This window comes from Mesorhizobium robiniae (genome assembly GCF_040545535.1).
In the GTDB taxonomy this organism is placed as follows: domain Bacteria; phylum Pseudomonadota; class Alphaproteobacteria; order Rhizobiales; family Rhizobiaceae; genus Mesorhizobium; species Mesorhizobium robiniae.
The window spans coordinates 98,982-113,374 of sequence record NZ_JBEPMC010000010.1; the positions used below are offsets into that span (position 1 = coordinate 98,982).

Genomic DNA, 14,393 nt, shown 5'->3' on the forward strand with positions numbered 1-14,393 from the left:
CTAGCCTCCTTCGCCTGGAAGGCTTGGTATCTGCGACTGCCCTTGCAGCACGAATAGGAGGTCTTTCGGATTCTCCAAAATAGTGTCGTTATTTTCAAGCAGCCGAAGTGCCGTGCGGTAGCCGTTAAAAGTCCCAACGTCGACATAGGCGGTGCCTGCCTTGACGCCATAAGCTTCGCCGCCGGTTGCTAGATAGGCGTTGATCAATGTGCCGACGTATTCGTCATAGCGGTCCCGCTCGCGCCAGAGCGTCGCAAGCTGATGAAAGATGCGGCCGGGCATTTTGAATGCACCCCAAATCCAGTTCGTTGCGGCGTCCTGCTGCTTGACCTGGATCTCTCTCACTCGGTCATCCTGGTCGAGAACGACGGCATCGAAGAGTTCCGGGCGATCCACCGGGAAGAGTAGAAACGACAGCCGGTCGTCCGGCATGCGGCAAAAGCCATCTTCCGGAAACCAGATCGTATCTGGCAGGCCGATCAGAACCGTCTCGTCCGGCGCGACGAGCGGCGCGGCGCGGAAGATCGCATCGCAAAGACCGGTAGGAGCGGGCTGCACGACAAACAGTGCGGAGGCGTCGCTGTAGCCGGCAGCATAATATTCGAGGATATCCGATTTTCCCGAACCGATGACGAAGCAGATCTTGTCGACGCCGTTGCGCACCATGCGACGCACCAGATATTCGCTCACCGCGCAGGGACGCTCGGTCTGGCCGTCGATGCGGCTGCCGACCGGCAGCAATTCCTTCGAGAAGCCGAGCGGCTGAATGCGGCTGCCACGCCCGGCAGCAGGGACGATGCCCAACATCAGATTGCTTCCTTCAACGGCTCGCCCGCCGTCGAGCCCTGCAGTGAATCGGACAGAAGGCGGTCCAGTTCCATGGCGCGCTGCGCAGAGGTGTGCTCGTCCAGCACCCGCTCGCGCGCACGACGCCGGATCGCGTCAATTTCGCTGTCGGGCAGGCAGACTGCCGCGACCACGTCATCGGTGGTGTCCGCCAGGATGATCTCGCTGCCGGGTTGAAAAAAACTGCTCAGACCGGGCCATGTGTCGCTCACGATCGCCGCGCCACAGGCTGCCGCCTCGAACAGCCTGCCCGAAGGACACCAGCCCCTCTTTGCCATCGCCTCCCGGGTCACGTTCAGCGTCAGACGCGATGAGCAGAAGAAGGCCGGATGATCCGCAGGCGGAAGGTGCCTGACAAAGAAGATGTTGTCGCTCCATGGAAATTCGTGCGGGTATTGGGCGCCGCCGATGACGAAGCGGTGGTCCGGCAGGCGCGCTGCCGTGTGCACCAGCAGCTTTTCGACGCCGGCCTGGCGATCTGCGGCATAGGTTCCGAGATAGGACAGATCCCCGGCAAATTCGGCCCGGGGCTGCGCCGGGCGGTGCCGCTCGGGATCGACATGGCCGTAGAGAGGCAGGACATGGCGCGCGCCCAAAAGTGTCTTGAGCGCGTCGATTGCGGTTCCCCCGGTGTAGCTCAGGACAAGATCGAAATCGCGAAGGCCTTCGGGCCCGTAATATGCCGGCCGTTGACCTTGCTCGATCCGGGCGAGTGTGACCGGGGTGTCAAGATCGTAAAAGACCTTCAGGCCGTGACAGGTCTGCTGCGCCAGGCGTGATGCCTCGATGGCGTCGGGGCAATAGGACGTGACGATGACGACGTCCGATTGCCCGATCGCCTGTTCCGCGACATGGCGAATGTCTTCCCAATCCGGATAGAGAACGACATTGCCGCCATCGAGATGATCAAGATCGCGCGCGCCGGCATAATAAGGAGTGTTGCGTTCGAAGAAGGTGACGGACCAGCCCAGCCCGCCGAGCGCCCGGATCAGCCCGCGCCACAGCGTTGCGTGTCCGTTTCCCCACGAGGAGGTGACGGTGAGACCGAAAATGACCATTCGCATCCGGCAGTCCTCGTCAGGCGGCTTCGTTTAATCGGATCAGCTTGGAGCCCCAGTCACCGGATACGATCGTGGTGATCGAAGCGGGGTCGATGTCGAAGCGAAAACAGTCTCCCAGCGGCAAGCCGAGCACCTTGCAGACGGCAGCCTTGATCACATCGGCGTGGCTGACCAGCGCCACGGACTGGTTCTGATAGCGCGTGCGAAGCTTCTGCATCAGCGACATGATACGTTGCTGAACGTCCAGCATAGTCTCGCCGCCGGGCGTCCTCGCCTGCTGACGTTGACTGTTCCACACCTGCCAGTCGGCGTCCCGGTTCAACTCTTCGAAGGACTTTCCCGACCACGCGCCGAAGTCGATCTCGTCGAGCTCTTGGCAGATTGTGACCTTGTCGGGGCTGCAGGCGATTGCGATCGGTTTTGCGGTTTCCAATGTTCGTTCGCGCGGGCTGCAGCAGATGGCTGCAAGCGGTTCCGACGCCATGTGGCTGGCCAGCCGCAAGGCTTGTGACCTGCCGGTTTCGCCAAGGCAAACTCCAGCCATGCGTCCGGCAAGATAGTCGCCGACATTGTCGTGCGCCGCATGGCGGATCAAGAAGAACGTCGTCATTCCGCGGCATCGAGCATAGGCTCGTCCCTCCCGGCGATGAAAGAGAGCGTACGCAGGCGTGCTTCGGCGTCGGTGAACTGCTCAGGCGGCGACTTCATGAAATAGCTGCAGGGGCCGGTCAGCGCCCCTGCGATGCCGCGGTCAAGCGCCAGCTTCGCGCAGCGGACAGCGTCGATCACGACGCCCGCCGAGTTGGGTGAATCCCACACCTCCAGTTTCAGCTCTGCATTCAGCGGCACGCCGCCGAACGTCGTGCCTTCGACACGGATGTAGGCCCATTTTCGATCGGTGAGCCAAGGCACGTGGTCGCTGGGGCCGACATGGATGTTGCCGGCCTCCAGGGGAACGTCGAGTTGGCTGGTCACCGATTGCGTCTTCGAAATTTTTTTCGATTCCAGCCGCTCGCGTTCCAGCATGTTGAGGAAATCGGTGTTGCCGCCGAAATTCAGCTGGTAGGTGCGGTCGATGCGGACGCCGCGCTCACGGAACAGATTGGCGAGCAACCGGTGCACGATTGTCGCGCCGACCTGGCTTTTGATGTCGTCGCCGATCAGCGGCAGGCCACGCTGTTCGAAGAGCTGGCGCCATTCCGGCCGCGAAGCGATGAAAACCGGAATGCAGTTGACGAAGGCGCAGCCGGCCTCGAGCGCGCATTCGGCATAAAAACGCGTCGCCTCTTCCGAGCCGACCGGCAGATAGGAGACCAGCACGTCTGCGCCGCTTTCCCGCAGCACTGCGCTGATATTCGCGACCGGCTCGTCTGCCTCCTCGATCTCATCGCGCAGATATTTGCCGATGCCGTCAAGCGTCGGTCCGCGCTCGACGTGAACGCCGGTAGCCGAGACGTCGGCAAAGCGGAACGTGTTGTTGGGTGCCTCGTATATGGCTTCCGCCACATCGCGTCCGACTTTGCCCTTGGCGACGTCGAAGGCACAGACCACCTCGATGTCATCGACATGATAGCCGCCGAGATCGGCATGCATCAGGCCCGGTATCGGCTCATTACCTCTGGCATCCCGATAATATGAGAGGCCCTGGACAAGAGAAGACGCGCAATTGCCGACGCCGGCTATTCCAATCCGTACCTTTTTCGATCCCACGAAACTGCCGCCATCGCTGTTGAAAGGTAAGTTCCTCGCGCCGAACTGCCAGTTGCCAGGAATGTTCCTTGCGGCCTGGAAAAATCACGAACTCCATGGCGGGATCCATGTCGCGCGCCGCATTTGAGGCTGTCTGAGCGATCGACGCCCGAGCGCGCAGCCTCAGTCGAGCTTTCGCAGCATATCCGCTTCTTTTTCCAGGATGGTGGCCACTTCCTCGCGCTCAAGATGCGTCATCATCAGGCTCACACAGCATTCAAGATAGGTGATCGAGGCACGGCGCAGAAAGGCAGCCGTTTCCCTTGCGGCCATTTGCTCGATGTCCTTGGCGGATCGTTTTCGATGCACCTGTCCGTTCTCCATGCCGGTATCCTCGCCCAACGGCGAGCTCGGCTGGATGTTCCCGCAATGAGAAAAAGTGAGAGCGCGCGTTCGCACGTCCTGGTCTCGCATCACCATGCCGGAACGCGCAGCTCCTCCTTGACTTCAGGCCGGCAGATTTTGCAGTCGGCCTGGAGCGGACCTCACGCTTGTCGCAATCGGGGCAATTCGATCCTCGTTACGGCTGGCCTCGAGCTCCGTAAAATAGCCGATCGTCTGCAGCAGGCCTTGCTTGAGCGGCACCTTTGGCGACCAGTTGAGAAGGGTCTTTGCACGGGAAATGTCCGGCTGCCGCCGGCGAGGGTCGTCTTGCGGCAGTGGCAGGAATTTGAACACCGACTTGCTGCGGGTCATATCTCTCACCAATCCGGCCAGCTGAAGAACGGTGAATTCCCCGGGATTGCCCAGATTGACCGGTTGGCGCGGATTGGGATCGATATCCATGAGGCGGATCAAACCGTCGACCAGATCCGAGACGTAGCAGAACGATCTGGTCTGCAGCCCGTCGCCGAATATCGTCAGGGGTCTCCTCTCGAGGGCCTGCATCACCAGGTTCGAGACGATCCGGCCGTCGGCAGGATCCATCCTCGGACCATAGGTGTTGAAGATGCGCGCGACCCGGATGTCGGCCATTTCGGTTCTCAAATAGTCGAAGCACAAGGTTTCTGCGGTTCGCTTGCCTTCATCATAACAGGCGCGGGGACCGGTGCAGTTCACGTGGCCGACATAGTCCTCCCTTTGCGGGTGCTGTTCCGGATCGCCGTACACTTCGCTTGTCGATGCCTGCAGGAAGCGCGCATTGTTTCGGGCGGCTAGCTCAAGCAGATTGAGGGTTCCGATCACGCAGGTTCGCGTGGTGTGAACCGGATCGGCTTGGTAGCGCGGCGGCGATGCCGCGCATGCCAGGTTGAAAATGCGGTCCACCGGCTCGGTAACTTCCAGCGGTCGGCAGATATCCTGCTCGATCAACCGAAAACGCCGATCGTCCATGATCGATATGATGTTTTCCATCCGGCCGGTAAGGAAGTTATCGACACAGATCACGCGGTAGCCGGCCTGAAGCAGTGTTTCGCAAAGATGCGAACCGAGGAAACCCGCGCCGCCGGCGACAAGCGCCGTTTTGGTCCGTTGCGTCCTTCTTGATTGCCGCATCTCTATTTTCTCCTGTCTGCCAGTCATGCTGCACTTTCGACGTCCAGATCGAGGGCCGAACGTGCCGATCTTGATCGCGCCAGCAGCAAAACGAATTCGCGAGCTCTCGCGGCGCCGGTATGTGCTGCCAGGATCGTTTCGCGTGCCCGCTTGGCCATGGCCAGCCTGGCGCGGTCGGATTGCCTGGACAGGATGCCGATCACGTCTTCGGCTTGGCCGGCGGTGTTGATCGTGGCTGCCGGAAAGAAGCTATCCAGACCTGGCCAGCGATCGCTGATGATCGCCGTGCCACAGGCAGCCGCCTCGAAGAGGCGTACGCTGGGAGACCATCCAGCCGCTATCATGGAGCTGCGTGTGACGTTCAACGTATAGCGCTGGCGGCTGTAGAAGGCGGCGTGGTCCGCGGGCGGTAAATGCTCGATCCGATCGACATTGCTCGGCCAGACGGTCTCGGACGGGAACTGGGAGCCGGCTACGACGAAGCGACGGTCCGGCATGCGTCTTGCCGGTTCAAGCAGGAGAGTATCCAGCGTCGGCTGCCGGTCCGCGCTGTAGGTGCCGAGGTAGCCAAGATCCCAGCAGATCGGATCGGCCGTTCGGCGATGCCGTTCTGGATCGACGGAGCAGTAGAGCGGCTCGGCGCGCCGTGCACCGAAGTCCGCCGCCAAACGGGCGAGCGTCGGCCCGCCGGTGAATGAGAAATAGACGTCGAAATACGGAATCTGCCGCCGGCAGATGTAGTCGCAATCATCCGCTACGAGTTTTGCCAGCGTGACTGGCGTGTCGATGTCGTAGAAGCAGAACTGCCCCGTGCACAAGGACGCGGCGATGTCGACGACTGCTCGCCCCTCCGGAACGAAGGACCCAACCACCACGACATCGGCCTGCTTCAGGCAGCGGGCGTGTTTCCCACGAAGATCGTTCGTCGTCTCGTAGTAGCGCAACGTGCAGAAATCCGGGTCGCGCAGATCACGATGGTTTGCGTACCAAGGCACGTCGCGCTCGAGGAAGGTGACGCGATGGCCGAGCTCGTGCAAGCCCGTCAGCAACCCCCGAAAGGTCGTGGCGTGGCCGTTTCCCCACGAAGAGGACAAGGACAGGCCAAGGAAGACGATATCGAGCCGCTTGGTCATTCCGCTGCCTCCACGGTGGGGCGCTCGAAATGACGCCTGAAGACAGCGTCGGCCACATCTGCCCTTAACGCATAAGTATGCTCGGCCAGAACGCGCCGAAGCGCAGCTGCGCCGATCGCCTTTGCCCGCTGGGGTGTGAGGGTCCGCATGATTTCGGCGACATCGTCGCCGTCGCGCGCCACCAGGATCTCTTCCCCTGGGACCAGGAACAATTCGACGCCGAGCCAGGCGTCGGTGATGAGGCATGCGCCGGCACCCGCAGCCTCGAAGACGCGTGTGGCAGGTGAAAAACCATTGGCGGCCATGCTGTCGCGGCTGATGTTCAGCACCGCCTTGGGTGTGACGTTGAACGCATTGTGGTCGCGCGTGCCGACGTGGCCGAGCCAGGCGACATTTGCCGGAAGCTGCTTGTCGCCCCAACCCGATCCGCCGAGCAGGAAACGCTGCTCGCCCGAACGGCTGGCCGGGTCGAGGAAGAACGCCTCGACGCGCGCTTCGCGGTCCGGCAGGCGGTTGCCGAGGAAGGCGAGGTCGCAAGCGAAGCGCTTATCCTTCGCTACCGGATGATGCGTTTCGGGATCGAGCGCATTGTAGATCGGCACGCACTCGGCCGCCCCCAGCGCACGATAGGCCCAGACGACGGGGTCGCCGCCGCCATAGGTGAGGACAAGGTCGATCTCCCGCAACGCGCGGTGCAGGGGGTGGTCCGGTTCGTCGCGCAACTGGCCCAGAGTGGCCGGTGCGTCGACATCCCAGAACACCGTCAGCGCATCGGCGCGGGCGTGGTCCAGAACCGCCCGCAGCAGCACCTCGTCCTCGAAGCCTACGCCGCTCGCCTTGACGACGATGTCGGCTTCGCCGGCGCTTGCTGCCACCTGCATCAGCGCATGCGGGGTCGCCTCGTAGATGACGACATTGCACCAGTCCGGTGCCTCGATGTCGCGGTTCTTCTGCCTGTCGTAGACGTCCGGTTCGTAGAATGTGATCTCGTAGCCGAGCTGGGAAAGAGCCTTGAGCAATCCGCGGTAATAGGTCGCCGCGCCGTTCCAATAGGAAGACAGCAGGCTCGATCCGTAAAAGGCAATCTTCATGCAACTGTCTCCTCTATGGCGATGGGATTGGCGGCTTGGCGATTGCCGCATTCGGCGAGCACGTCGAACAACTCGTCCGCCCGATGCCGGCATGTGTGTCGCGCCCGGATGGTTTCGAGCCCGGATTTCACGAGAGAGGCGGCCAGGTCAGCATCGTCCAGCACATTGCGCAGATGACGGTTCATCTCGGCTCCGTCGCGGGCGAAAAGGAAGTCGATGCCTGGCCTGAAGAGTTGTTCGACGTCGGCCCAAGGCGCCGAAACGAGCGGGATGCCGCAGGCGAGCGCCTCGAACATGCGGATCGTCGGGATTCCGGGCAGGCTCTCCCGATACGGACGCCGCGGGATATGGACGGTAACGCGATGTGCTGCGAATGCCTTAGGCACGTCGGCATTGGCGATCCAGCCTTCGTAGCCCAGGCCGGCGGCGGCAAGATCGGCGAGCGCTTCGCGTGGATAGCGCACGCCATGAACAGTGCCGCTCAGGCCAAGTTCTTCCACCGGACCGATCAGGAATTCCTTGATTTCGGCACTGCGCTCGTCATCGCCCCAGTTGCCGATCCAGATGACGTCGGATGTGGGGTCGATCTCGGGATGCGGCTTGAACAGGCGCGCATCCGCCGCCTCGTGCCAGGTGAAGGCACGTTTACCCCAGCCGGCGCGAAGATAGCTTTGCCGCAAAGCTTCGCCGAAGGTGAGCACGCCGTCATAATGTTCCAGCCGCAGAGCCGAGATCGCCTGCGTCGCCGAGACGGCGCGATGATGGGTGTCGTGGAACAGAAGCGTGAAACCGCCTCCGTTGGCCTTGGCCCTGCCGATGCGCGCGACAAGGGCCGGGTCCGTCCATTCGTGGACGATCACCACATCGGCGTCGGCAACCCAGCCTTCATGGTCGAAGGAGGCGTCGTAGGTCACCGGCATCAGCTCCGGAAAATCCTTCCTGAAGCGCTCGATCGCGTAGGGGCCTTTCTCTGCCAGCAGGTTCGAACGGCTCCAGCCGTCCGCGGGCTCCAGGGCGATCGCCTGGTGGCCGCGCGTAACGAGCTCCCGCATGATGCCGCGCAGGAAATGTGCGTTGCCGTGGTTCCAGTCGGAAACGACGGAATGGGTATAGAATACAAACCGCATCGTCAGCGTTCCGCAACGGCCAGGGCGGCCCGATCGTAGATGTCGCGCATGGCGGCCGCCTGTCTTGCCGGTGAAAACTTGCGCGCTCGGCGTGCGGCGGCTTCGCCGAGCCGGCGCCTATGCTGGGCGTCGCAAGAGAGACAATCGATAGATCTGGCGAGATCGCGTGGATCATGGGCGTCGTAGAACATGGCGGCGCCGTCCCACAGTTCGCGATAGGTTGGCATGTCGGCAAGCACCAGAGGTGTTGCCGATGTGGCTGCCTCCAGAACGGCAAGGCCGAAGGGTTCGTAGACTGACGGCGATACGAAGATACCGGCCCGCCCCATCAACAGACGCACCTCATCGTAGTAGACAGAGCCAAGAGGGATGACGTTGCAGAACCTGGCGCGTTGCCCATCGGCGCCCTGCAGCGGCCCGGCAGCGAAGACCGGCCATTTGGTCAGCGATGCCGCCTGATCCAGCGTAGCTGCGTTCTTGCCTTCATCCCACCAACGCGCGGCGGCGAGAACCACTGCTTCCCGCCTCTGTGCTCTTGGACCCGGCCGCGTGCCGTTGCTGACGACGCTCAGGCGGGCGATCGGTCCGTAGCAGGCTTCGAGCATGTCGGCATGGCTGCGGCTGGGCGCGATAACCGCATTTGCCCAATCGAAACCGCGTCTGTTGCGGTCCTTCTGCCAGCCCCATTCGCCGTCCGCGGCCAGTCCCTTGACGGCGCGGAGCCACGTCACGACGCAGGAATGCGACACCGCCACGACAGGGCACGGCACATCAAGTCCCACGGCCTGCGTCGGCGCATTGAGATGGACGAGGTCGATCGCATAATCACGAACAAGTGGCCCCAGTTCCTGCGGCAACCTGTCCAGATCGGCCTCATTCCTGGTCGTCCAGTCCGGCGGTGTCTTGAGCCACACCAGGGCTGCGAAAGCCTGCGCCTCCTTCGCCTGCTCCTCGGACGGCTCCGGCCCCAATCCGGCAAGCACGATGCTGTCGCCGCCCTGAGCCAGCTCCCGCGCCAGATCAAGCGCGTAGCGCCAGACGCCGCCGACGGCATCGACGGTCATCAGGATTCGCCGCGAACGCCGGATCAGTGACTGCAACATGTGGCCTCCAACTCGGCCAGCGCACGTGGACGCTTCTCCTGGATGTCACTGAATGTCCGGAACGAGGCCAGATAGTGCTCATGGGCGCGCTCCCAGGCGAGATCATCCGGCTCGCCCCAGATCTCGCGATAGCTGGGCGAACTGGGGTAGGGATAGAGCGGCACCGGTTCGTTGGCCCACACACCACGGTCGATGAGGTGCTTGCGCCAATGATCGACCAACGCGGGATCGTCCTCGACCACGCCGATCAGATTGGCCTGGACGAACGGAACGTGACGTCGTGCATTGACCAGCAGCGCAGCCAGTTCCTCGGTGCCCAGCCGGCAACGCTTTGCCAGCATGGCCCGGCCTTCCACGGTCAGGCTTTCGAGACCGGCCTCGATCGAAACGCAGCCGGCGGCACCCAGCAATTCGAGAAGTTCCGGCTTCCAGAGATCGATGCGGGTCTGCACGCCGAACTTGACGTCGCGATCGACCAATGCTTCCAGCAGCGCTTTCTGCGGCAGGAAGATCTCGTCGATAAAATAGATGTAGCCGACGCCTTGTCCGATCAGGCGGTCGATTTCCGCCATGACCGCATCGTGGTTTCGGCGGCGGTAGGCGTCGCGGAAATCGATCTTGGCGCAGAAGCTGCAATTGTAGGGGCAGCCGCGGGACGCCTCGACCTCCGCTCCGAAACCCACTTGGTTGTCATCGAACCTGTGGTGATGGTGCGGATGGGCGGCAATCCAATCGGACGGCCATTCGAGGGGCGGATGACCGACAAAGGAACTGGCGTGGACGCCGCCATTGCCGACCAGTTTTCCCCCGTGGAGATGGGCGGTATGGGGCACCGCGCTCCAGTCGTCACGGCTGGCGAGTTCCGCGACGATCTCTTCGCATTCGCCGCGCACGACGACGTCGACGCCAAGCTTGCGCAGCGTCGGCGTCGGCGTCGCCGAACCGTGCGGTCCGACAGCGACCGTGCGGCCGCCGCGGCCGGCGAGGCGGTTGAGGAAATCGGCGGGCACGCGCAACTCGGGCGGCGCGCAGCGCCAGAACAGATAGGTCGGCGCCGTGCTGACGACGGTTATGGCCGGCGCGAAGGCGGCGACGCGATCGGCAAGCATCGCGTTGTCCAGTTTCTGGATTTGCCCGTCCAGCATCAGCACCTCATGACCGTCAGCCTCCAGCAAAGCCTTCGAGTAGCCCAGCTCCAGCGGCAGATGCGGCTGGCGGCAGCCGAAATAGATGCTGTCTTCGTAGGTCCAGAACGGATTGACCAGGGCGACTTTCATGCCACGTACCTCGCTGCTTCGGCTTGCGGCTCAAGGCGATGACGCTGCAGCCAGTCGGTGAGATCGCGGATGCCGTCGCGCCAGGAGACCTGCGCTTTCCAGCCGAGCCTCGCTTCTATCTTGCGGGTATCGGCAACAAAGAACGGCTGGTCGCCGGTGCGTTCCCGGTCGTAGCGGATCGAAAGGCTCCGCCCGGTCAGCTCGCCGATCTCCTTGAGCAGCATGCGCAGGCTGACGGCGTTGTCCGGTCCGCCGCCGAGATTGAATGCTTGGCCCCCGATGTCCTCAATCCCCGCAAGTACCGCGCGATAGGCGGCAACGGCATCGGAGACATGAAGTATGTCGCGCACCTGCTTGCCGTTGCCGTAGATTGTGATCGGCCGGCCGGAAAGCGCGCTGAGCAGAAAATGGGCGACCCAGCCCTGGTCCTCCGTGCCGAACTGGCGCGGTCCATAGATGCAGCTCATGCGCAGGACCGCGGTCGGCAGGCCGTACGACTTGGCATAGTCGAGCACATATTGATCGGCCGCGCCTTTGGAGCAGCCATAGGGCGTGCAGAAGTCGAGGCCGCAGGTCTCGTCTATGCCGTTGGCGCGGATGCCGGCGTCGCAGGGCACGCACCGGTCGTGCTCTTCGCGCACCGTGACATCGGGCAGGCCGCCATAGACCTTGTTGGTGCTGGCGAAGATCACAGGGATGCGCTTGCCGCTCCGGCGGGCGGCTTCCAGGATGTTGAATGTCCCGCGAAGATTGATGTCGAAATCTTCGCTTGGCTGGACGAGGCTCGTGGTGACGGCGGTCTGCGCGGCAAGATGGAATATCGCCCTGGAGTGCGCCACAAGCGGCGCCAGAACGTCCGCATTCCGGACATCGACGGTCTCAACGGCAAGGCGATCGCCGTGCTTCTGCGCCAGCCATGCGAGGTTCTGCTCCACGCCCGGACGGCTGAGATTGTCGATGACCAGCACCGGCACGCCGTCAGACAACAGGCTGTCGGCGAGGTTCGAGCCGATGAAACCGCTGCCGCCGACGATGGTGACCGGCGCTTCGCGAAAACCATCGGGCCTCATGACACCAGTCCCCGCTCTTCGAGCTCCCGTTTCATGTCGGCGCCGCGGTCGATGGCAACCGTGTTGCGAACCCAAGCGACGAACTCGTCGAGGGAATGCTCCAGCCGGTGCCGCGGTTCGAAGCCGAGCAATTCACGCGCCTTCGCGATGTCGGCGAAGCAGTTGCGGATATCGCCGGAGCGCGCCTTGCCGAGGATTTCAGGCTGCCGCCCCGGCAAGCCCATCGCATCGGCGAGCAGCCGGGCGACTTCGCTGATCGCATAGGCCTTTCCGCTGCCGATATTGATGACATGGCCGCGCGCCTGGCGCTGTTCCAAGGCCAGGCGAAACGCGCGGGCGACGTCGCGCACATGGACGAAATCGCGTTTCTGCTCGCCATCTTCGAAGATCATCGGCCGCTGGCCATTGGCGAGCCGCGAGGCGAAGTTCGCCAAGACGCCGGTATACGGGTTTGAGAGCGCCTGTCCGGCGCCGAAGACATTGAACAGGCGCAGCGCCACCGCATCGACGCCATAGGCATCCCCGAAGATTAGCACGGCGCGCTCCTGAGCATATTTCGTCAGCGCATAGATCGAGGCGAGATCGACCGGCTTTTCCTCGTCCGTCGGCAGCGGCGACAGGCTTTCATTCGCCGCCGACAGCGGGTTCCATTGGCTGCTCTTGATGTCGCTCGGCTGCCGCCGTGCATTGTCGACGCGCCGACCGTCCGGCGTCGCATAGAGGCCCTCGCCGTAGACGCTCATCGACGAAGCGACGACGATCCGCTCGACCGGATGTTTGATCAGCGCTTCAAGCAAAGTGGCGGTGCCGAGGTCGTTTGCGCCGACATAGCGGGCGATCTCGTACATGGATTGGCCGACGCCGACCTCAGCCGCCAGATGGATGACGGCGTCGACGCCTTGAAGCGCCTCGGCGACGGCGTCGCGGTCGCGAACGTCGCCCTTGATCAGTTCGGCTCCCGCCGGCAGGCTGATCGCCTCGCCCCCGTGCACTTGTTCCAGCAGCGCATCGAGAATGCAGGCGGCATAACCATGTTCGACGAGTTCCTGAACGACGTGGCGGCCGATGAAACCGCAGCCCCCGGTAACCAATATGCGTTTCACGACAACTCCTTGCGCAGATGGCCTTGGCGCCCCGAACTGTTTGGCAAAAGGTTTGTTCCCTCTCCTTCAACAAAGATGGTTTTGGGTCCCTCGAACCGAGGTGAACGCATCGCGAACAGGCCTTAGGCCTGCGGAACATTGCAGCTTGTTTGGGGTTAGGGCGCTGATCCGGCCGTGGTCGGAAGCAGCGGACAGACAGGTAGCTGTCATCGAGCAGTGGCGCGCCAGACCCGGCCGTGAAGCTCGCAAAGCCCGGATCGAAAGGAGATTTCAATGTCTGACTCGAAGACGACTACCAATCACGACGAGATCCGCCAGTGGGCCGAAGATCGGGGTGGCCGACCTGCTGTGATACGCACCAAGGGCGAGGGCGGCATCCTGCGGATCGATTTTGGCGAACCCGAGGAGGAGTTCGAAGCCGTCGAATGGGACGAGTTCTTCCGGATTTTTGACGAGAACAATCTGGCCTTCCTCTACCAGGACGAAACCGGTGGCGGAAAAACCAGCCGGTTCAACAAGTTCGTCGAGCGAAACCAGGGTGGCTGATGGGGCCGCCGCGTCGTTGGTCCCTCGGTAGCTCTTAGGGCACCTTGCATTTCGATGGAGAGTTTCACCCCAGACCGCTGAATTAGTGTGCTTTTTCGGAGTCTTGCATCGGATATCGAGCGGTCAGGCCCGATGGAGAAAATAAGAGAATCAATAAAAGAGACCAGGACCTCGATCGTCTGCGATCGATCGCGCTTCAGTGCAACAGGCTCGTTCCGCTCGACCGGGCGACGCTTCGCATGATGCCGTTCAGCCAATCTTCGGTCGACACGCCGGCCCGCCTCCTGTCGATCTCGCCGATGGCTCGCTCCAGCGTTCGCTCGACCAGCCGGTCGGAAGCGCCCACGTCGCCCAGCAGCAGACGCGCCGCGAGCCTGAGCTTCGGCAAGAGTGAAAACACGTTGTCGGACAGGTTCACGGGAGGGCTGCCCGCCAAGGCCGACATTTCGGGAGGGAACAAGGCATCGAAGATGGCGTGGCTATCCGATGATTTTCGAAGATTGCTGGCGTGGCGCAGACGTTCCGGGATGACGATGTCCTCGTCGCCGCTGAAGAAGACGAAAGGCACGCCGCGGCGCATCAGTTCGTCTGCGATCGGAAACACCCGCCGCCCGTTGAGATTGACGTCGAGGATCGCCGCCTCGGCCGTCTCGGTATGCGCTGACGCCTGCTCGACTGTCGCTGCAGGGCCGAGGACGACCGCGCCCATATTGCCGAAGTACCTGGCAAGATCGCCGGCCAATACCCAGTCGTCTTCCACGATCAGGATGTGCACCCCTCGCAGATCGCGCAC

16 protein-coding genes are annotated in these 14,393 nt (G+C 62.6%); 2 read left to right on the forward strand and 14 right to left on the reverse strand.

From position 1 onward, the window contains the following. The 4 genes from ABID19_RS25130 to ABID19_RS25145 are packed head-to-tail and all read right to left on the reverse strand — an operon-like array spanning position 1 to position 3,617. Complete coding sequence (locus tag ABID19_RS25130; RefSeq protein ID WP_354493602.1) at positions 1-807, reverse strand: nucleotidyltransferase family protein; 807 nt, start codon at positions 805-807, stop codon at positions 1-3. Next, complete coding sequence (locus tag ABID19_RS25135; protein ID WP_354493604.1) at positions 807-1,910, reverse strand: CgeB family protein; 1,104 nt, start codon at positions 1,908-1,910, stop codon at positions 807-809. The genes ABID19_RS25130 and ABID19_RS25135 overlap by 1 nt, the downstream gene beginning before the upstream one ends. Before the next feature lie 13 nt (positions 1,911-1,923). Beyond that, positions 1,924-2,517: a histidine phosphatase family protein gene (locus tag ABID19_RS25140; protein ID WP_354493605.1), complete on the reverse strand. Its 594-nt coding sequence runs from the start codon at positions 2,515-2,517 to the stop codon at positions 1,924-1,926. Further along, on the reverse strand, positions 2,514-3,617 hold the full coding sequence (locus ABID19_RS25145) for an inositol-3-phosphate synthase (protein WP_354493606.1): 1,104 nt from the start codon (positions 3,615-3,617) through the stop codon (positions 2,514-2,516). Before ABID19_RS25145 ends, ABID19_RS25140 begins: the two co-directional genes overlap by 4 nt. On the opposite strand from ABID19_RS25145, the gene ABID19_RS25150 reads away from it, so the two are divergent. Next, positions 3,574-3,744, forward strand: coding sequence for a hypothetical protein (locus tag ABID19_RS25150; RefSeq protein WP_354493773.1), 171 nt, complete (start codon positions 3,574-3,576; stop codon positions 3,742-3,744). The two genes, ABID19_RS25145 and ABID19_RS25150, sit on opposite strands and share 44 nt — an antisense overlap. Before the next feature lie 35 nt (positions 3,745-3,779). Here the strand turns inward: ABID19_RS25150 and ABID19_RS25155 are convergent, their stop codons facing one another. From ABID19_RS25155 to ABID19_RS25195, 9 genes are all read right to left on the reverse strand, one after another. Next, the gene (locus ABID19_RS25155) at positions 3,780-3,998 is read right to left on the reverse strand and encodes a hypothetical protein (protein ID WP_354493607.1); all 219 of its coding nucleotides are present in this window, start codon (positions 3,996-3,998) and stop codon (positions 3,780-3,782) included. A gap of 105 nt (positions 3,999-4,103) precedes the next feature. Beyond that, positions 4,104-5,150, reverse strand: coding sequence for a UDP-glucuronic acid decarboxylase family protein (locus ABID19_RS25160; protein ID WP_354493609.1), 1,047 nt, complete (start codon positions 5,148-5,150; stop codon positions 4,104-4,106). A 23-nt stretch (positions 5,151-5,173) separates the two neighbouring features. Beyond that, positions 5,174-6,283: a CgeB family protein gene (locus ABID19_RS25165; protein WP_354493610.1), complete on the reverse strand. Its 1,110-nt coding sequence runs from the start codon at positions 6,281-6,283 to the stop codon at positions 5,174-5,176. After that, a complete protein-coding gene (locus ABID19_RS25170) occupies positions 6,280-7,374 on the reverse strand; it encodes a CgeB family protein (RefSeq protein WP_354493611.1) in 1,095 nt (364 codons plus the stop codon). Before ABID19_RS25170 ends, ABID19_RS25165 begins: the two co-directional genes overlap by 4 nt. Further along, positions 7,371-8,501, reverse strand: coding sequence for a CgeB family protein (locus ABID19_RS25175; protein WP_352929308.1), 1,131 nt, complete (start codon positions 8,499-8,501; stop codon positions 7,371-7,373). The genes ABID19_RS25170 and ABID19_RS25175 overlap by 4 nt, the downstream gene beginning before the upstream one ends. Before the next feature lie 2 nt (positions 8,502-8,503). After that, the gene (locus ABID19_RS25180; RefSeq protein ID WP_354493612.1) at positions 8,504-9,604 is read right to left on the reverse strand and encodes a glycosyltransferase family 4 protein; all 1,101 of its coding nucleotides are present in this window, start codon (positions 9,602-9,604) and stop codon (positions 8,504-8,506) included. Then, entirely contained in the window at positions 9,589-10,881 is a 1,293-nt protein-coding gene (locus ABID19_RS25185; protein ID WP_354493613.1) for a TIGR04295 family B12-binding domain-containing radical SAM protein, read from the reverse strand. Before ABID19_RS25185 ends, ABID19_RS25180 begins: the two co-directional genes overlap by 16 nt. Then, positions 10,878-11,951, reverse strand: a complete 1,074-nt coding sequence (locus ABID19_RS25190) for an NAD-dependent epimerase/dehydratase family protein (RefSeq protein WP_352929299.1) — start codon at positions 11,949-11,951, stop codon at positions 10,878-10,880. The genes ABID19_RS25185 and ABID19_RS25190 overlap by 4 nt, the downstream gene beginning before the upstream one ends. Further along, positions 11,948-13,054, reverse strand: a complete 1,107-nt coding sequence (locus ABID19_RS25195; RefSeq protein ID WP_354493615.1) for an NAD-dependent epimerase/dehydratase family protein — start codon at positions 13,052-13,054, stop codon at positions 11,948-11,950. Before ABID19_RS25195 ends, ABID19_RS25190 begins: the two co-directional genes overlap by 4 nt. A gap of 273 nt (positions 13,055-13,327) precedes the next feature. On the opposite strand from ABID19_RS25195, the gene ABID19_RS25200 reads away from it, so the two are divergent. Next, positions 13,328-13,600, forward strand: coding sequence for a hypothetical protein (locus ABID19_RS25200; protein ID WP_354493617.1), 273 nt, complete (start codon positions 13,328-13,330; stop codon positions 13,598-13,600). A 196-nt stretch (positions 13,601-13,796) separates the two neighbouring features. On the opposite strand, the gene ABID19_RS25205 is transcribed toward ABID19_RS25200, so the two are convergent. Continuing rightward, positions 13,797-14,393 (reverse strand): response regulator, encoded by a 597-nt coding sequence (locus ABID19_RS25205; RefSeq protein ID WP_354493618.1) that lies wholly within the window; start codon positions 14,391-14,393, stop codon positions 13,797-13,799.